Annotated in this window: 18 protein-coding genes; 3 read left to right on the top strand and 15 right to left on the bottom strand. The window is 40.3% G+C overall.

Annotated features, from left to right (window positions below; all coding sequences use genetic code 11):
• Positions 1-59: 59 nt before the first annotated feature.
• The gene (locus A33I_RS00680) at positions 60-668 is read right to left on the bottom strand and encodes a hypothetical protein (protein WP_022626551.1); all 609 of its coding nucleotides are present in this window, start codon (positions 666-668) and stop codon (positions 60-62) included.
• 142 nt (positions 669-810) lie between these two features.
• A complete protein-coding gene (locus A33I_RS00675; RefSeq protein ID WP_022626550.1) occupies positions 811-4,005 on the bottom strand; it encodes a DEAD/DEAH box helicase in 3,195 nt (1,064 codons plus the stop codon).
• A 164-nt stretch (positions 4,006-4,169) separates the two neighbouring features.
• Between A33I_RS00675 and A33I_RS00670 the strand changes: the two genes are divergently transcribed.
• On the top strand, positions 4,170-5,174 hold the full coding sequence (locus A33I_RS00670; protein ID WP_022626549.1) for a hypothetical protein: 1,005 nt from the start codon (positions 4,170-4,172) through the stop codon (positions 5,172-5,174).
• Between the two features lie 164 nt (positions 5,175-5,338).
• Here the strand turns inward: A33I_RS00670 and A33I_RS00665 are convergent, their stop codons facing one another.
• From A33I_RS00665 to A33I_RS00655, 3 genes are all read right to left on the bottom strand, one after another.
• Positions 5,339-6,187, bottom strand: coding sequence for a polysaccharide deacetylase family protein (locus A33I_RS00665; protein ID WP_022626548.1), 849 nt, complete (start codon positions 6,185-6,187; stop codon positions 5,339-5,341).
• A gap of 149 nt (positions 6,188-6,336) precedes the next feature.
• On the bottom strand, positions 6,337-7,713 hold the full coding sequence (locus A33I_RS00660; protein ID WP_022626547.1) for an MFS transporter: 1,377 nt from the start codon (positions 7,711-7,713) through the stop codon (positions 6,337-6,339).
• A 398-nt stretch (positions 7,714-8,111) separates the two neighbouring features.
• Positions 8,112-10,040 carry a heavy metal translocating P-type ATPase gene (locus A33I_RS00655; RefSeq protein ID WP_031311282.1) on the bottom strand — a complete coding sequence of 643 codons (1,929 nt, stop codon included), beginning with the start codon at positions 10,038-10,040 and terminating at the stop codon, positions 8,112-8,114.
• 272 nt (positions 10,041-10,312) lie between these two features.
• On the opposite strand from A33I_RS00655, the gene A33I_RS00650 reads away from it, so the two are divergent.
• Entirely contained in the window at positions 10,313-10,984 is a 672-nt protein-coding gene (locus A33I_RS00650; RefSeq protein WP_022626545.1) for an SOS response-associated peptidase, read from the top strand.
• 49 nt (positions 10,985-11,033) lie between these two features.
• Here the strand turns inward: A33I_RS00650 and A33I_RS00645 are convergent, their stop codons facing one another.
• Positions 11,034-11,651, bottom strand: coding sequence for a YrrS family protein (locus A33I_RS00645; RefSeq protein WP_235806152.1), 618 nt, complete (start codon positions 11,649-11,651; stop codon positions 11,034-11,036).
• Positions 11,652-11,968: 317 nt separating this feature from the next.
• On the opposite strand from A33I_RS00645, the gene A33I_RS00640 reads away from it, so the two are divergent.
• Entirely contained in the window at positions 11,969-13,114 is a 1,146-nt protein-coding gene (locus A33I_RS00640; protein ID WP_022626543.1) for an acyl-CoA dehydrogenase family protein, read from the top strand.
• Between the two features lie 73 nt (positions 13,115-13,187).
• Here A33I_RS00640 and greA read toward each other — a convergent pair whose 3' ends face one another.
• The 9 genes from greA to A33I_RS00595 form a co-directional block, all read right to left on the bottom strand.
• Positions 13,188-13,664, bottom strand: a complete 477-nt coding sequence (gene greA, locus A33I_RS00635; RefSeq protein WP_022626542.1) for a transcription elongation factor GreA — start codon at positions 13,662-13,664, stop codon at positions 13,188-13,190.
• 124 nt (positions 13,665-13,788) lie between these two features.
• The gene (gene udk, locus A33I_RS00630; RefSeq protein ID WP_022626541.1) at positions 13,789-14,424 is read right to left on the bottom strand and encodes a uridine kinase; all 636 of its coding nucleotides are present in this window, start codon (positions 14,422-14,424) and stop codon (positions 13,789-13,791) included.
• Entirely contained in the window at positions 14,425-15,687 is a 1,263-nt protein-coding gene (locus A33I_RS00625) for a peptidase U32 family protein (protein ID WP_022626540.1), read from the bottom strand. It abuts the gene before it with no gap.
• A gap of 13 nt (positions 15,688-15,700) precedes the next feature.
• Positions 15,701-16,633, bottom strand: coding sequence for a peptidase U32 family protein (locus tag A33I_RS00620; protein WP_022626539.1), 933 nt, complete (start codon positions 16,631-16,633; stop codon positions 15,701-15,703).
• Between the two features lie 23 nt (positions 16,634-16,656).
• Positions 16,657-17,295 (bottom strand): O-methyltransferase, encoded by a 639-nt coding sequence (locus A33I_RS00615; RefSeq protein WP_031311279.1) that lies wholly within the window; start codon positions 17,293-17,295, stop codon positions 16,657-16,659.
• 77 nt (positions 17,296-17,372) lie between these two features.
• Positions 17,373-18,536, bottom strand: a complete 1,164-nt coding sequence (gene mltG / locus A33I_RS00610; RefSeq protein WP_022626537.1) for an endolytic transglycosylase MltG — start codon at positions 18,534-18,536, stop codon at positions 17,373-17,375.
• 185 nt (positions 18,537-18,721) lie between these two features.
• Positions 18,722-19,015: a DUF1292 domain-containing protein gene (locus A33I_RS00605; RefSeq protein WP_022626536.1), complete on the bottom strand. Its 294-nt coding sequence runs from the start codon at positions 19,013-19,015 to the stop codon at positions 18,722-18,724.
• Between the two features lie 25 nt (positions 19,016-19,040).
• Positions 19,041-19,460, bottom strand: coding sequence for a Holliday junction resolvase RuvX (gene ruvX / locus A33I_RS00600; protein ID WP_022626535.1), 420 nt, complete (start codon positions 19,458-19,460; stop codon positions 19,041-19,043).
• On the bottom strand, positions 19,457-19,729 hold the full coding sequence (locus tag A33I_RS00595; protein ID WP_012957793.1) for an IreB family regulatory phosphoprotein: 273 nt from the start codon (positions 19,727-19,729) through the stop codon (positions 19,457-19,459). The genes ruvX and A33I_RS00595 overlap by 4 nt, the downstream gene beginning before the upstream one ends.
• Between the last annotated feature and the right edge of the window lie 19 nt (positions 19,730-19,748).

Raw genomic sequence — 19,748 nt, 5'->3', positions numbered from 1 at the left:
AACACGCTCTGCTCATTAAACTAAGAAACCAGGATCAGTCCTCATCTGATCCTGGTTTCTTAGTTTCCTTGCAAGTACTTATGAAGGGTTCGTTGTTTTGAAGAGGTGCCGAAAGCATGGGTTACTCCCCAGATCTTTTCCACCTCTGCGCCGTTCAACGTGGCGTCCAGATCGTGAAAGATACGATGTAAATAGCGCAGCGACATAGAGTCACCCGTTTCTGCTACATACATAAAGGCCCTCGCATTTTTCATATCATTTTTAATGCGCGAATCAGCAAGCCCTTCGTCATGCAGCCATTTTATATCAGCGCGTAACTTTTTCCATTCCTTCGTATGCATCGTTGCTGCTACATTTAAATCTTCGGCTCTCCCCCATCCAGCTAATGTATTTAAATAGCTGTGCTGTGCGGAAATAATTGCTTTCACCTTATTTTCCTGCCCGTCTTGATACACAATCTCTTCTTCATATTCACCATATTGTAACGTGACTAGGAAATCAGCTTCTTCCTGCATCATCTCAGGGTCAGGATGATCTGACGGTATCATTCGTGCTTCTGCGTGCGCAGTTGCTTCACTGTTTGGTTGATGAAATATATAAAAATAGCTGACTCCACATACTGTTATAACAGCTGTTAATACTGTTAAGATAAGCCACTTTCTTGACACCTAATCCCCTCCCTGTGCTCGTAATGGTAATTGGTACATTCTACAAAACATGCCGATATTCCTCTAACTATTTACCTGGTCAATACTTTGCCCATCATCCAACGCGAAAACCCCCTTGCCATATAAAGCAAGGAGGCTGTCGTTAAAAGGTAAGCAGTTCTTTGATTTCTTCTGCAGATAAAGAGGACATTTGTGCTTCTCCTGGTTGAATGACAGCATCCACCAGCGCTTTCTTCTTTTCATGCAGGGCAAGGATTTTTTCTTCGATCGTTCCGTTTGCAATCAGCTTGATTACTTGAACATTTTTGGTCTGTCCGAATCGGTACACTCGATCAGCAGCCTGCTCTTCGATTGCCGGATTCCACCACGTATCATAGAGGATCACGGTGTCGCCTCCTGTAAGATTAAGCCCCGTTCCACCTGCTTTTAGTGAGACGAGAAACAGACTTTTTTCTCCTTGGTTAAAGTGATCAGCAAGCCTCAAACGTTCAGCTGCCGGCGTTTGTCCGTCTAAATAGAAGAACTCCCAGCCTCGCTCTTCAAATTCAGCTCTTATAATGGCTAACATGGACGTGAATTGAGAGAAAATGACCATCCGCTGGCCTGCCTCCATTCCCTCTTCCACATACTCCATAAGCCGCAATAATTTCCCTGACTCCACCCCATCCTCTTCTGATACGAGTCTAGGATGACAGCAAATTTGCCTAAGCTTTGTTAAGCCGGCTAAGATTTCTATCCGTTTTTTCTGGAATTGATCATTAGAAATTGCATCATCTACATCTGACCTAAGCTGCTTGACCTGTGCTAAATAATACTTTTTTTGTTCCGGCAAAAGATCCGTGTACTGAACAGACTCCATCTTCTCTGGCAGCTCTTTTAATACCTCACGTTTGAGACGTCTTAAGATAAAGGGACGAATTCGTTTAGCGATCTCATCATGCGATCGATCCCGAAACTGTTTCTTTGTTCCAAGCAAGCCTGGCAAGATCGTCTGCATCAACGTATACAATTCATCTATACGGTTCTCAATCGGCGTACCGCTTAAAGCAAATCGGCTTGAGGCTTTAATGGCTCTTACCGCTTTTGTCGTTTTCGCTTGTTCATTTTTTATAGCCTGCGCTTCGTCTAATACCAGCGTGTCAAAAGTAATCCCTTCATACTTTTCATAATCTCGCTGAATCAGCGGATATGAAGTAATCCAAATATCAGCTTCTTTTATAGTGCGAGCATGATCTCTATCTCCCTTGGCACCAGCAATGACGACAACATGGAGTTCTGGTGCAAACCGCTTAATCTCTTTTTCCCAATTGTAAATGACTGAAGCCGGTGCAATAATTAGAGATTTTGCTTCTGATGCAGCTTCTTTGTCAGCTTGCAAATGTGTGATGGTTTGGAGCGTTTTTCCAAGTCCCATGTCATCAGCTAATATTCCACCAAGCCCTGATTTAGCAAGGGTTCGTATCCACCTAAAGCCTGTTTCCTGATAACTTCTCAGATCGGCGTCAAGTCTTTCAGGCGTACTCCATTCGCTGAACTCAGGTGATTGAACATCTTGAATGAGCCGGTGCAGCTTTTTTGATAACTTCAACCCTGCCTGACTCTCATCTAATGAAAAAGCTTTATGAAGAGGCACATTCATGTTTTTATTTAACTCTTTAGCTGAAGCACCTAATGAATCAACTGCCTTCTGAAGTGAACCATACTGCTCTTCTTCTAAATGAATGAATGAGCCGTTTGAAAGACGATGATATTTCTTTTTGTTATAAAGGGCACGCAGTACATCAACAATTTCTTCATCAGAGATTCCATCAATAGAGAAGCTCACATCAAGCCAATTTGACTCTCCTTCAACATCGACAGAAACTGATGGGGTAGAACCCGGTTGGAACAAGAGCTTTTTTGCATCACTCGTTAAGTAGATATCAGCATAAGATTTTAGACTTGGTAAGTGCTCAAATAAAAACTCAATGATTGTCTGAATTCGATGTAGGACAAGTTTCTCTCCCTCTACTTCAAACGGATGAAGCTCGAGAACCTGAAGAATTGTTTGCTCTTTTTCAACATCCCGCACCATGATTGTATCTGAGTGGGCAGCATCTTTTTTAGCAAAAGGATTTCGTACTTCTTGTCCGTATCTAAATGATACGTCAAGTACTAATTCTTCCTCTTCATAATCAACTTTAATAGAGGCTTGAAGAGGCTTTTGATCAATTTTACCTTTTAACGTTTCCTCCATCTCAACCATACCGTACTGGGAAATAACCGGAAGTACTTCTGAGCAGAAGGATTCTAGCTGATCATTAGGAATAACATCAATCGGCTCATCCTCTTCATATTCATTAGCTAGTATCTCCAGCGACTTAGCTTGCTCCTCAGTCAGCTTATAGAACGTGTCTTTTTTTAAAACACTCTGGTATGGCTGATCAACAAATAAAACATCTGGGAGAAGTTTTGCCTGAAGTTCCACCATATCATCGTCTTCCTCGAGAAAGAATTTAAAAAAATCATCCCCTTTTTCAAGTGTCTTCACTTGCAGACTTTCCTTATATTCTTTCGTACTATCAACGTGCAAGATAGTATTGCGTGCAGCTAATAAATCTAAAAAGGAATGCATATACACAGCCGGCATTAACAGATGACGTTTTGTGGACTTATGACCGTATGTATTTTTTGTGTGATGCTCTTCAACAGCGAGCAACCTGAACAGGAGATCAAATACAGCTTCGTCCTCCTCTTCAAAAACATACTCATCAGGTTCATAGCTGAATTTATTAGTGAATGCATATGGTCGCTTTTGATTTACTGCTTTTAAAAAAGCATACAAGTCCTTCACAACATACACTCTGTTCTCTCCTACTTTCATACCTAACTGAATGTAGTTAACCATATGCTTAAAGTATCCACCAGCAGCCATTACTTTTAGCTCAAACTCGACTAGAAGCTTCTGTTTTTTCTTAAGAGCAGGCTGTTTCCACTTTTGAACAGATTTAAATTCTGTTAACAGTGAACTCTTCTTTGAAAGTATTTGCCGATTTCGTTCAAATACAGTGCCTCTTTCCTGAAGCTCAAGCAAAGTTGCCACAACATGCTTACAGGCTCCTGGATATGTAAAGGACGCTTCACAATCACAAGCAAAATCAAGACTGCCATCATCTTCTATATCAATTTCCACTTCGTACATGTAGCTTCCTGAAACCTTTGCCTGATAGGAATTGTATAGTTCATTATAAGAGACATACTCTACTAATCCAGCTCGGTAATATTCTAATCCACGTTTATAAACTGGCTGACTCGACGCTAATTGCCGAATGAGAAAATCACTAAGTACAGTGGTCAAAACCGATCATCCTTTATACGAATTATTGTCATTCAATCATAGCATATCTTCATAGCATACCTGTATCTCTTTGTGAGCTTTAGAAGCTGTGATACAGCGTTTAACCGTTGTGATAAAGGGAATAGTAAACGTGACACAAGAACTTTAAGAAGCAGGTGGATCAATTGCCATATTTTAGAATCATCCTAACTGGAATAGCTAAACTTTTAAGTAAAGTATTTAGTATGGCTACTCTCACCTTCTTTGGACGCATTCCATCACAAGACGATTCAAAAGTTAGTTTCATGGGACTCTTATCTCTTTATTGGATTTACATTTTGGTGACGACTGTTTTTCCAGACTTAGCAGAAACCTTTATTCCTTTAATGCCCGATGATGATACAATCGTACGAATTGCCTCTATTGTGTTAATCCTTCTTATCCCTTTAATAAATGGGTATATCTCAACTAGAATGGAAAATAGAGATCCTGATTGTTCAAAAATAAAGCAAACCTTAATGGGATATCCATACACACTCATTTTAGGTGGCATGTCGATGATCCTGCTTATTTTAATTCCACTTATAAAGCTGCCGAATATACTCCAAATGCACTCTCAGCAGCAGTTTGCTATTATGATCCGTAAAGGGAAGTATGATGATGTGTTAAAAGAAGTGGAAGAAACGTTAAAGAAGCATCAGATCAAAACATATGTACATGACCCGAAAAAGCTTGTTTGGTTCAATTTCATCATGCTCTCGTACGTTCTAGAGCATATCTTTAACTTTAAAATCGCCAAAAAAATGAAATACATTACGGCTCAACTAGGGGACAATGAGGTCGAGATTACCGTTCATGCGACAGACATTTCTATTGTAGGACCGCGGCAGGAAGTTTGTGAAGTGAAGCACATTTTATCAGAAGAAATGAGACCTGTTGATTTCTATTTCACATGGGACCACGGCTTGCAGAAGCTTGAGGATCAAATACAAGAAATGAGACATGAGCTTGAGAACGGATCAGACATTACTATGGATAAGCTAGAGGAGATAACTGAAGAACTGCGTAAATCCTCCCTTGGGAATGAAGACTGGAATGCGATGAGACGCCAGATTTATAAGCTAGAGTGCGATTATTACAAATGGAAGTATGAAGAATGTAATGAAGGTGAAAGGGGAGAGAACGAATAAAGAAAAAGCTACTTAGCAGCCAGCTTAATGAAAATTGCATAATAGAAATCAAAAAGACGACTTTCAATAATTGAATGAAATGTCGTCTTTTTGCGGTGCTTCCCCACCTCTCTTACACTTGTTATTTGCAACGTCCATTAGCAACTAATAGAAGGATCGCATATTTATCTTTGATATGGAATACCTGTTAATTCGGGTACAGTTACAAACTCAAATCCTTGCTCTTGAAGTACTGGTATAAGCTGGCGTACTGCCTCAATCGTATTCGTGCGATCACTGTCATACTCGCCCCCATCATGCATGAGAATGATTGCGCCTGGATTCACATTACTTATAACCGTATAAGCAATCTCTTCAGCCGGCATCTCACGCCAATCAAGCGTATCTAGCGACCACCCTATCACCGAGTAATCCATTTCTGCTAATTTTTCAACAAGCTGATTATATAAGAAGCCATACGGAGCACGGAATAAACGAGTGCGGTAGCCGACAATATCGTTAATCACATCTTCGGTTTGATTGACTTCTCGCTCAAGCGTGGCGATATCTCCCTCTTCTACAAGATTTGGATGCCAGTAGGAGTGATTGCCGATAACATGACCTTCATTATTCATACGCTCTACAATTTCTGGGTACCTTTCAGCTCTTGCTCCCATAACGAAAAACGTTGCCGGTACCCCGTACTCACTTAACACATCAAGCAACTCAGGAGTGAATCTAGGATCAGGACCATCATCGAAAGTTAATGCAATACGGTTGGACGTATCGGGTCCTCTTAAAATAACTGTATCTGGATAGCGCTGCTGTAAAATGATATTTGAGACGGGCTGCCTTATGCGCTCTGTATATTCAGGACCACCTTGAGGCTCTGGAATCTCATCATCAACTTGACGCTCGTCATCTTTTCCTCCCCACCATGTTTGATGAACCCCGTCTAGTTCATTTGCATATACGACTCCAGAAAAACTTCCAACCATCAAACTAATCATTAATACGATCATAAACTGCTTCATTTTTTCATCTCCTTTTTTTAACAGGCTTCTTTAGTGTCTTAATAAGAAAAGAAGATTATTCATAATGAAAAACGACCAATCATTTGGATTGGCCGTCAAACTACCTCATTTTTGAAGTGACATATGAAATCATTTGGTAAAAGAATTATTCACACTCTTCTCTGCTTTAACTCCGCTAAAATAATAGGATACTGACGGTCTAATTTATACATCCATAATAATAAAATCTGTAAGAAACACAAACCTAAAGGTAAATAAATATTAAGTGCTATAATCATGGTTGTAGCCATGGCTGTCTGCTCTGCTGCTGCACCAACATAGCCTCCATATGCCAACATCCATCCTATTAAAGCACTCCCGATTCCTGTTCCAACCTTCATCCCAAAGCTCGCAGCACTGTTTATAAGTCCTTCCGTTCTAAATCCATGCTTCCATTCGCCGAATTCATTTGTATCATTAATCATTGCATATAAAAGAGTAAGAACTGGTATTAAACTGAACCCTTGAATGACTGTCCCAGCTAAGAACAACGAAGCATTTGTAGGGTCTATCATTTTTATAATTGGACCGAAGATCGCAATAACAGTAACAACAAGAGCAATATTTCGTTTTCCAAATCGCTTAATTAAATTGGCGATAAAAAAGAAACAGATAATACTTGGAATAAATAACGCTAAACTTATAAGTGAAAAATAGCCGCCGCTTCCTAACACATACGTTGCATAAAAAATACCCGCACCTGTCAGAAGAGCATTTACTGTATACGTCACCACACAATAACCTGTAATTACGAGCCAATATTTATTTGTCAGTAACGCCTTTAACCCCATGTTAAGCGGGACATCATCTTTCACTTGTACGCTCGTACCTTTTCCCACTCTTTCTTTTGTAGCTTTAAAAGCAATTAAGCTTGTGGTCACAATAATCAACCCGGCTGCTAAAGCTACAACCGTCCACCCGAGCTGCCCTCCAATCGCACTGGCAACAGGCTGGGCTGCCATCATCACAAGCAAAGTACTAGTCATCGTAAAAATACCCGTATAGACATTGGTCGTTGAGCGTCCTTGCTGGTCTTGCGTCATAAGGCCCAGTAGGGTTTTATATGGGATAGAAATGGCCGTATAGACTAAAATCAATAATATATACGTGATATAAGCATAGATGATCTTTCCTGTCATTCCTAAGTTAGGAACCGTAAAGAGCATGACGGTTGTTACTGCAAGAGGAACCGTCATCCAGATAATCCAGGGACGTGCTTTACCGTGACGGGACTTTGTCCGGTCTACAAGGGTGCCCATCCCAATATCTGTGATGCCATCAAACAGTCTGGCAACTAACATGAGTGTGCCTACTACTCCAGCAGATATCCCTGCCACATCTGTATAATAGAAAGTAAGAAAAGAACCAACTAACGTCCAAACAAGGATAATACCAAAGAAACCTAATCCATAATTGAGCATTTCTTTATGTCCTGGCTTATCCAATTGCCTTACTGATTGCATCTGCTTCTGTTTAGCTTCTAACATACCTCTCCCCCTCTACACTGTAAGTAAACGCTTTCATTTTATTCTGTTTTATACTAACCATTCAGTATGTAATCATTATATACACATTATTCTGAAAATTAAAAGGTTTTTTCTCAACTTTTTGATGAGATGTCCACAACATGAAAAAAGTCCCCTTCTGTATTAAGAAGGAGACTTACTAAATCATTCTTACAGTAATGACATAATTAAAGAAATAACTACAATTGCACCAATAATCATTAAAATTGTTCTAAGCATTTTTATCATCCTCTCTTATCTGTGTGCTTAGTGATATGTTCCCTCAATATCCAAAAGATAAACTGGTTTAATGTGGGACATTGTTGTACATTTTGATACACAAGATAAGATACACAAGATAAGACTCAGGCTTAGAAAGGTTATCCTCGTAATAATCTCAAACCATTCAAGATCACAAGAATCGTACTGCCTTCATGTCCAATCACACCTAGAGGAAGCGAAACATGCCCCAAAAAATTGGAGATAATGAGCAATGCTATTACAGCAATAGAAAAAACAATATTTTGTTTGATAATTCGATTCATTCTCTTCGATAAACGAACAGCTTCAGCGATTTTTGATAAATCGTTTTTCATTAAAACGATATCAGACGTTTCAATCGCAGCATCAGTACCGCCTCCCATTGCGACTCCGATATTTGCCGCAGCCAAGGCAGGAGCATCATTAATTCCATCCCCAACCATCGCAATGGTATGATACTTCTCTTTAAGCTTTTTGATTTCCATTACTTTCCCTTCAGGTAAACAGCCTGCCACCACTGTATCAATCTGAGTCATTTCTTTCACAGCGGCGGCTGTTGCGGCCTGATCTCCAGTGAGCATAATCGTATAAAGCCCTTGGTCTTTGAATGATTTCACGGCCTCTCTTGTCGTTTCACGCAACGTATCTTGTACAGCGAACAGTCCAGCTACCCCCTTATCATCTGCCACATACACAAGAGTTTTCCCTTCCTCTTGAAGTCTATTTGCTTCGTTTCCGTAAAAGGAGTCGGCCAAAGAATCCCCAATAAAACTACGCTTCCCCACTTTCCACGGAATATCGTTTATCTCAGCTTCTACACCACACCCTGGGATTTCATGCATAGAATCAACAGAGAGTGCTGAATGAGTGCCACTATTTTTCACATAATGATCCTTCACATAATGAACAACAGCCTCCGCTAATGGATGGGTCGATTGCTTTTCAATCATATACACACTTTGTAGAAATACTTCCTTATCTAAACCTGGGCGGATAAAAAGATCCGTTACAGAAGGCTTTCCCTTTGTTAATGTACCTGTTTTATCAAAAGCAATGGCCTTAAGTGCTGCTAAGTTTTCAAGATGGACTCCGCCTTTGAATAGAATCCCTTTACGCGCCCCATTCGATATCGCTGATAATGTTGCCGGCATAATTGAAGCCACTAGAGCACAGGGTGAAGCTACAACAAGCATCACCATGGCTCTATACCATGTTTCACTCCAACTCCATCCAAGAAAATAATGTGGTAAAAATAACATTAATCCTACAATGAGTAGAACAATTTTCACATAAGGACCTTCAAATTTCTCAATAAATAGCTGGGAAGGTGTTTTTTCATCTTTCGCTTGTTGTACAAGCTCTATGATTTTTTGGAACAATGTCTCCTCGCTCTTTTTCGTTACTTCAATGGTAATTAAGCCATTTTTATTTACTGTACCTGTAAATACTTCATCATTTACTGTTTTAAGAAGAGGAAGCGCTTCACCGCTTAACGCTGCTTCATCAATCATCGATGTACCCTTAACAATCTTCCCATCGGCTGGTATACGTTCCCCTGGTTTTATGAGTACGAAATTACCAATCACTAAATGGTTTACCCCTACTTTACGTTCGTTACCATTGACCAAAACAGTCGCTGTTTCAGGTCGTAAGTCCATAAGGGATGAAATTTCTCGGTGGCTTTTATTCATCGTGTAGGTTTCAAGAGCCCCGCTTAAAGAAAAAATAAAGATCAAAATTGCGCCTTCCACCCAATAACCAATGAAAGCTGAACCGATTGCAGCGAAAATCATTAATAGCTCTACATTCAATGTTTTATTAGATAGTGCGTCTTCTATGCCTTCTTTCGCTTTGAAATAGCCCCCTATGACATAGGCACTTAAAAATAGGGCGACCGAGAGCGCTGGATATTCATATCTTTGCAGTAACCAAGCCATAATGATGATACTGCCGCTTATAAGCGCTAATGTTAACTCTAAATGTACTTCTACGAATTTCATTTTGTTCTTTTTAAGTTGACAGCTTTCTGTTCCGTAACACTTTTCCATATGAGCACAACTTGAGCAGCCTCCCGCCTTAACTGCGTCCAATTAAACCCCTCCCGTAATCAGTGATTGAAGAATGTTTTCCATAATTTAGTCATGATCTTAATTGATAAAGATTATTATTTATAATAATTATAATTAAGGAGTTATCACTATCATATTCAATCGAGGGGTCTTTGACTACTCATTTTTACATAGTGCACGATTCTAATTAAGATACATGCAGGGATACTTGGTTATACTTGTTAATAATAAAAGGATATTGGAGGGATATTATGTGTGGACGTTTCTCTTTATTTAGCGGTAGAAAGCAGCTGCAAGAAGAATTTAAATTTATGAATGACGTTCCTAGTGATTATTCTGCTCGCTATAATATAGCCCCTCAAAGTCAAATACTTTCCATTATTCAGGGAGAAAATGGTGATAGGAGAATAGGTTATTTACGCTGGGGCCTTATTCCGAGATGGGCAAAAGATGAAAAGATTGGGTACAAAATGATTAACGCTAGAGGGGAAACCGTTGATGAAAAGCCATCCTTCATGCAACCATTCAAACAGAAACGTTGTCTGATACCTTGTTCTGGATTTTATGAATGGAAACGAGATGGTAACAATAAAGTTCCTTATTTCATTTCTCTAAAAAATCGGCAGCTATTTGGGCTGGCCGGCCTTTGGGAAAAATACGTAGATGAGAAGAATAACGCTATATACAGCTGTACGATCTTAACTACAAAACCTAATAAGATCATGGCTGGCTTGCACGACAGAATGCCCGTCATATTGAAGCAGCAAGACTACTCGACTTGGCTTAGTCCTGAGTCAGATTTAGTACAAGTAAAAACATTACTCTCCCCTTATCCATCCGATCCCATGATGGCTGACCAAGTTTCAACCATCGTTAATAATCCAAGAAATGATGAAGCGGAGTGTGTCAAACCGATTAATTAACCGTATATAAAACAAGCGGCTGTCCCAAAATTGGACAGCCGCTTCCACGTCACCCTCTGCGATAAGGATTGTGTGATAATTGTTCTTTTGAAACAGGCATCCAGCCTTGGCCATCTACCCAATCAAGCTGGACTTGATATGGGGTCGTTTGCTCAGTTGGTCCACTTACTGTCCCGACAACAGAAGTAGGTCCGCCATTTTCGATCCGCCATACGATCATGTCACCACCAAGACCTGTTGCATAACGAAGAGCTCGTTCCATTTCATTCCAGTTTTGTCCGCCCTTCGTAAAGTCATGTGAGAATTCTCCTGATTGGTTTGTACCAACCGGTTCCCAATCGCCGTCTTCAACCGGCTCTAGGTCATCCTCTTCAGTACCTTCTTCGTCTTCACCTTCTTCTAATGCTTCCTCATCAGGTGCTTCCTCAGGTGAATCAGCTACTTCTTCCGGGTCAACCGTTGCTTCAGGTTCTGTTTCAACTTCTACATTTTCTTCAGATTCGTCATCTATTTCAAGTGCTGCTTCTTCTGTATTAGAAGAGCCGAGGAATATTTGCGCTGCAAACACAATAATTAAAACCACTACGAGTCCAATCGCTACATTTAAAATTGTATTCATACGCTTCTTTTTTCGATGTTCAAAACGTGTTCCTTGCACAGTTTCCACTTCCTCTCTCTTAAACTATCAACTACACTAAATGGATTATCTATGAATAGTATTATACAAAATCTCTCCCTAAAAGGCGACTATGTCTAAGGAAGTATTTTCATCTTTTTCGTGATGGTACACACCTTCCACTTTTTCTATCCTATCAAATGTAAGCAAAGTAATGTGGAACTTCCGATATTCTACATATTTTTTTACGACCATGCGACCTATTTGAAAAGAACACATTTTTCCGAACAGGCAAGGTTGTTTTTTTGCGTTTTAGGAAAGCTTTGCGTATTCTGTTTATAAGTTTATATGAACAAGGAGGTCAAATTGTGGGTAGTAACTTACACCAAACAGATGAGCGTTTAAAAGAATTACAACCTTTTGTAGAACGATTCCGTAAACGAGCTGCAGCTCATGATCTAGATGCGAGCTTCCCAAAAGAAAATATAGAAGAACTAAAACAGATAGGTTATACAAGTTTGACCGTGCCAAAGAAATATGGGGGAGCTGAGATAACACTATACGAACTTGTGCGCTTACAGCAACTCTTAGCACAGGGTGACGGGGCTACAGCTTTATCCATTGGCTGGCATATGGGAATCATTAAGAATTTAGGAGAACAAGATAAGTGGAACGAAAACATTTATAAAGAGATTTGTGAAGAAGTAATCCAGCACGGCAAATTAATTAATGCTGCGGCAACTGAGCCTGATACAGGAAGTCCTACACGAGGGGGCAAACCGCAAACGACTGCTGTGCAAGACGGCACAGAGTGGGTGATTTCAGGAAAGAAAACATTCACGACAATGGCTCCTGTACTTGATTATTTCATTGTCACAGCCTCTTTAGAACATGAAAAGGGTACAGCAAATTTCTTAATCCCACGTGAGAGTCCGGGCATAATAATTGACGAAACCTGGAACACCGTTGGAATGCGTGCTACAGGCAGTCACGACCTCCTCTTAAAAAATGTACGAGTACCTAACCGTTTCTTAGTAGAGAGACTATCAAAAAAAGAAAAACCGGCGATGGGCTGGCTTTTGCATATCCCTGCATGCTACTTAGGCATTGCTGAAGCTGCACAGAGAGAATCGATCAACTTCGCAAAAACGTATTCGCCAAATAGTATTTCAGGCACAATAAGTGAGCTGCCAAATGTACAGCAGCGCATTGGAGAAAATGAAGCGAAGCTGATGCAAAGCAGACATTTTCTCTACTCGGTAGCTAAAAAATGGGATAATTCCTCACAAGAAGAAAGATCATTCATGAAGCCGGAGCTTGCTGCCGTTAAAATGATGGTAGTTAATTCGGCCAACGACGTTGTAGACCAAGCAATGCGGGTGGCCGGAGCAAGCGGTCTCTTTTATGATAATCCTCTGCAACGTTACTACCGAGATGTCCGGTTTGGTCTGCATAATCCGCCAATGGATGATATGACGATCATTCAGCTAGCAAAACAAGTATTGGAACAATAAAACATATTAAAAACAAAAAACCGCCCGTAGAGGCGGTTTTCTTCATTACTTAGTTCATTGCTTAGTTCATTGCTTAGTTAATTTCTAAGATTTCAATTTTCATTTCACCAGCAGGAGTGTTAACTGTTACTTTATCTCCTACAGAGCGTCCTAGTAAGCTTTGTGCCATTGGTGAATCGTTTGAGATTTTACCTTCTGCAGGATCACTTTCTGCACTACCTACGATTGTATACTCTTCTTCATCTCCATCAGGAAGTTCAATAAATTTAACACGCTTACCTAATGATACAGCATGAGATGAACCTGCTTCTTCTTCAATCATAACCGCGTTACGAATCATTTTTTCAAGCTGAGCAATACGTCCTTCAACGAAAGCTTGCTCTTCTTTAGCTGAGTCGTACTCAGAGTTCTCAGATAGATCACCGAAGCTGCGGGCAATTTTTATACGCTCAACGACTTCTTTACGTCGCTCTGTTTTAAGAAATTCTAATTCTTCTTCTAATTTACGCTTTCCATCTTCAGTCATATAATGCTTTTTTTCTTCTGCCATTGACTTTCACTCCTCGTCATATATCCAATATCAGTTGTATATAGTATTCCCATCTAAAATAAGAAATTCTATACATATGTAGAAAAAGAAGCAAGGTCTATGGAACCTCGCTTTCTTTATGCTATTACAAAATGGCTTTTTCTTCAATAATTGTGCGAATTTTTGTCACCATTAGATCAATTGCGACACGGTTTTGGCCACCCTCTGGAATGACTACGTCCGCATAACGCTTTGTCGGCTCAATAAATTGAAGATGCATAGGTCTTACAACCGTTGTATATTGGTCAATTACTGATTCAATCGAGCGGCCGCGTTCTTTAATATCTCGAACAAGACGACGGATAATACGAATGTCCGCATCAGTATCGACGAATAATTTAATATCCATCATATCACGAAGGCGTTCGTCTTCTAAAATCAAAATCCCCTCGACAATAATTACGTCTTTTGGGTCGATCACAATCACATCATCAGAACGTGTATGTGCTTTGTAATCATAAACTGGCTTCTCTATCCCCTCACCGCGAGCAAGCTGCTGCAAGTGCTCAAGTAATAAATCATTATCAAAAGCAAAGGGATGATCATAGTTTGTTTGAAGACGTTCCTCAAATGCAAAATGGCTTTGATCCTTATAATACGCATCTTGTTCGATTAACACAATAGACTGCTCATTAAACTGTTGAAAAATTTCTTTTGCGACAGTGGTCTTACCAGAACCTGTTCCGCCTGCCACACCAATCACTATCGGTTTCTTCACCATTTATCGTACCTCTTTACGCATCATATTCTGAGGATATACAGGACGGTCTACCTTGAAACGAACGATCTCAAGCGGATGTCTTGCTGCATCAAGTTCATCACCGTCTTCATTCCAAATCGTTCCTACTGTTTGAACAAAGTTTTCAATTTCTGGACCAAAGAACTCAATCTCATCACCAGGTTTGAAGTGGTTGCGCTGCTGTAATGTTACCATGCTTGTCTCCGCATCATAATCAAGCACAAGACCAGCAAAATCATATTTCGTACGCTTTGGATGCGTTCCATACATTTGCTCTTCAAACGTCGGCTTGCCTTCAAAGAATTGAGGGGCAAAGTCACGGTTAGCACATTTCTCTAGTTCATCTAACCAAGACTTATCAATAACAAAGTTCTCAGGATCCGCACAATAGGCATCAATCACTTTACGGTACACACTTGTTACAGTTGCTACGTAATGGATAGATTTCATACGGCCTTCTACTTTTAAACTGTCAATTCCTGCTTCAATCAGCTTAGGAATGGCTTGAACAAGGTTCAAATCTTTCGGGCTCATCGTATACGCTGCATCATCTGGGTTAAATAACGCTTTTTCCCCGTCTTCATTCGTTTCGTAAAGATCATATTCCCAACGGCATGATTGGCAGCAACCTCCCCGGTTTGAATCACGTGCAGTCATATGATTACTTAATACACAACGTCCTGAGTATGAAATACACATTGCTCCGTGTACAAATGTTTCAATTTCAATATCCACATTTTTCTTCATCTCAAGCATTTCTTCTAAACTGACCTCACGAGCTAAAACGACACGGTGTAAGCCTTCTTCTTTCCAATACTTCACAGCGAGCCAGTTAGAAAGAGATTGCTGTGTGCTAAGGTGCACCTCTACTTTAGGTGCCACTCGCTTACAGGTTTCAATAATCAATGGATCAGCAACGATTATCCCTGTTACACCAACATCCTGCAAGTCACGCAAGTATTCTTCAAGCCCGTCCATATTTTCATTATGAGCATAGATATTCGTTGTGACATATACTTTTGCCCCGTATTTATTTGCAAACTGTACACCTTCACGCATTTGGTCGATTGAGAAGTTGTCTGCATTAGAACGCAAGCCAAACTCTCGGCCTCCGATATACACCGCATCTGCACCATAATGTACAGCGACTTTCAGCTTATCTAAACTTCCTGCCGGAGCAAGAAGCTCAGGCTTTTTCACGATAATACGCTTGCCTTCTTTTGTTGTTTCAGCAATCGTCTGCATCATATTTCCCTCCTTAGTAAACCGTTTCTTTAAAGAAGAATCCTGTATCTAACTTACGGTTAGCTGGCTGGATTGCTTCGATTTGTTCAACAAACTCATCTTTCTTCTCTTCATAAGCATCACGGTCTAGAACACATAAATCGATCGCCGCACGATATGCCGCTACTACTTCTTCCATATACTCCGTTGATTTTAAGATTCCTTCAATCTTAAAGCTGTCCACTCCAGCATCAATCATCTCTTCTAGCTCATCAATAATAGAAATATCATTAGGGCTCATAATATGCGTCCCATTTTCATCTTCAAAAATAGGATATTTTGCATCACGTTCTTCATCAAATAACACCATATTACGAGATTGATCCGTACGTTCTACAGCTAGATTCTTTCCTTGGAACTTCATATAATTGCCGATTAGGGTACGTTTTGATTGGAACATACATGTCATGCCATGTACTTGAACCTCAACCTCAACATCCGCTTCTTCTTTAATTTCAACGATGGCATCCATATTAAGCTCACGTGCCAACACAGCACGTTTTGCTCCCTTACGTCCCCAGTAATTTGCTGTAAACCAGTTCGTTGCCGTTGTTTCTGTATTCCAGTGCAGCTTCATATCAGGAGCCACTTCTCTTGCTGTCATTAAAACAGCAGGGTCCCCAAACACAATCGCATCTACATTCGCCTCTTTTAAGAATGCAATGTAATCTGCTAGTTCTCCTACTTTGTCATTATGAAAAAGTGCATTCATTGCCACATACACTTTTTTGCCTGCATCATGCGCAAGCTTCACACAAGCTTTGATATCGTCTCTTGTAAATTCCCCTGCTAGACGAAGCCCGTAACGTTCTTCCCCGATGATGACCGCATCAGCGCCTGCTTTAAATAAGCGTTCTGCTGCTGTTAAATCTGCCGGCGTGCATAGTAATTCTGGCTTTTTACTCATGTCACTCTCACCCTCCTGTACTTCTATTTCTTAATACTTATCGCAAGCCCATCTCCGACCGGTAAAATTCTCGTATCATAGTCAGGATGCTGCATTAACCACTCGTTATATGTTCTTAATTTCCTAGCAATTGAGCGTAATCGCTTTTCTTCTATTTCATCTTCGGCAACTAGGCCTCTAAATAAAACATTATCAGAAAAAACAACACCATTTGGCTTGACCATTTTCCCATATAAATCAAGAAAACGTTGATATTGCCCTTTTGCGGCATCAATAAATAATACATCAAAAAGGGGCTCTGATTCAAGTATTTGAGCTAAATCAAGTGCATCTCCAAATCGTACCTCAATTCGGTCAGACAACTCATTTTTATCAATATTTGCCAAAGCTTCCTTATAGCGTACTTCATCTCTCTCAATCGTAACAATGGTTGCATTAGGCAGCTCTTGAGCCATACGGATCGCTGAGTAGCCAATTGCTGCCCCAACTTCAAGGATACGTTCTGGCTTAATCAGTTTAAGCTGCCAAAGCAGGCTCTCCATCCCGACTAAATCCATAATCGGCACTTGATATTCTTTGGCGTACGCTTCCATCTCCATAACTAATTGGGTTCTTTTAGGGACAAGTGATTTCAGATAATTTTCAACTTGGTTATTAATCACGTCTTCCACTTCTTTCTACCTCTTATTTGGACGTAGAAAGAGAGGGAGTGCCACTGCCACATCCCCCTCTGCTTGTCCTACTCTGTCTCAGTTTCTGTTTCACCCTCGTCTTGTGCAGCCTCTACCCATTCTTGGCGGTACTGCTGATGAGTCCGGTTATGTGCTTCATATGTTTCATTGTAAATAACTTCTCCGTTATAACGCGCATAGAAGAATAAATAATTTGTATCTTCTGGGTTGATTGCCGCTTTAATCGCATCTTCCCCAGGGTTTGCAATCGGCCCGATTGGGATCCCTGTATTACGATACGTATTATATGGAGACTGAACTTCAAGGTCAGCAAAGGTAGTCATATATCTGTGCTCCCCAATCGCATATGCGACTGTTGGGTCAACCTCAAGTCTCATTCCATCATCAAGTCGATTGTGAAGAACCCCTGCAATTTTATAACGGTCCTCAGACGTTTGTGCTTCTCTTTCAATAATGGAAGCAAGCGCTAAGACCTCGTGTACTGAATAGTCGCTTTCTTCTATCGCAGCCAGGTTCTGATCAATAATTTCCTGTGTACGGCTAAGCATCGCTTCAATTACCGATTGAATGCTAGGTTCAGCTTCCATAAAGTCATAACGTGCCGGGAATAAATACCCTTCAAGAGGATAGCGGATATCTTCTTGCAAGATATCCTCTGTCAGCATACTAAAACGATTAATTAATTCTTCTAAGTACTCTTCGTCATTCAGTACAGACATGACTTCTTCTGCATCATGACCCGTTTCATTCGCAATCATAACAGCTACATCTTCTAACCATCTGCCTTCAGGAATGGTGAAGATTAACTCAGGCTCTTCAATGACACGTCCTTCTTTTAACTCTTGAATCATTTCATCCATGGTCATTGAAGTAGACAAGGCATACGTACCTGCTTGAAATCCAGATTCATTTTTGTAACGTACGTAATATCTGAAAATCGTTCCGTTATTAATAAGGCCTTCTTCTTCAAGGATTTGTCCGATTTGCGTAGACGATGACCCAATCGGGATCGTGACTTCAACCGTTTCCCCTTCTCCTGAATCTACCGGACCTAATGCATTACTAAAATAAAAATATCCACTAATTATGGCTATTAACGCCATTGCAGCAAGTCCAATGACACTATAAAAGACGATTTTGCGAACTACTTTCGCCTCTGATACCCGTTCTTCATATAAATCATTTCGTGGTTTTTCGTTGGAATCAGACATCGTTCTCCCCCTTCCACCGTATCATTATACTATAATTCTGCAATATGTCAGTAAACAAATTGTTTGATAGCCGAAAAACCTCTATATTGTGACAAAACAAAGAATGTCGGAACACATGAAAAAGCCCTTTTGCTAAGCTTTGGCAAAAGGGCTTTTTCTTATTCTGATTTAGAGCAAACTAATTCTTACTCTTCCTCTTCTGCTGAGAACGTGTTAAGCATTTCCTCAACCATTTCCCATTCTTGATCTGTTTCCACTGCGAATAAAGCAATGTCGTTATCTTCGCCTTCACGATCTTCGTAACGGAAAGCAAATACTTCTACTTCTTCCTCTGAATCATCTTCATTATCTCCAACTGGAGTAACTAAAATATAACTCTTTCCTGTTTCATCTACAGTGAATTTAAATAGTTCATCAAATAGATGCTCATCACCGTTCTCGTCAGGAATAACAATGCGTTCTTTTTCTTCTTGTGACATAATGTCTACACCTCTTCTATTTAAGCTACATTCCTTTTCGATCAAGATATCCTTGAAGGATCATAACTGCAGCCATTTTATCAATTACTTTTTTACGTTTCTTACGACTCACATCAGCACTTACAAGCATTCGTTCAGCAGCTACCGTTGTAAGGCGTTCATCCCACATCACAAATTCACAGTCTAAATGCTCTTTAAGAGAGTCTGCAAATTCCATGCAACGCTCCCCGCTTGGGCCAATGGTGCCATTCATGTTTTTGGGCAGTCCAATGACAATGGTTCCAACATCATTTTGTCTTGCTAGCTCGGCAATTTTTAAGAAGTCACTCTCTGGATCTTCTTCATTTCTGCGAAGGGTTTCAATGCCTTGTGCCGTCCACCCTAATTCATCGCTGAGGGCAATCCCTACTGTCTTGGTGCCTACATCAAGTCCTAAAGCTCTCATTCATTCTCCTTACGGTGCTGTGACAAATAAGACTTTACCAATTGCTCAATCAGCTCATCACGCTCAAGCTTTCTGATAAGTGCACGAGCGTCCTTGTGGCGAGGGATATACGCTGGATCACCAGAAAGTAAATAACCTACAATTTGATTGATCGGGTTGTACCCTTTTTCCTCAAGTGCCTCATATACCGAAAGTAATACCTCTTGGACGTCAACATCAACGGAATCATCAGGAAAGTTAAATTGCATTGTCTTGTCCATAGAGCTCATCACAAACACCTCTTTCTTT

The sequence above is a fragment of the Alkalihalophilus marmarensis DSM 21297 genome (assembly GCF_000474275.2).
GTDB lineage: Bacteria > Bacillota > Bacilli > Bacillales > Bacillaceae_D > Alkalihalophilus > Alkalihalophilus marmarensis.
This window is presented reverse-complemented; position numbering and strand designations above follow the sequence as displayed.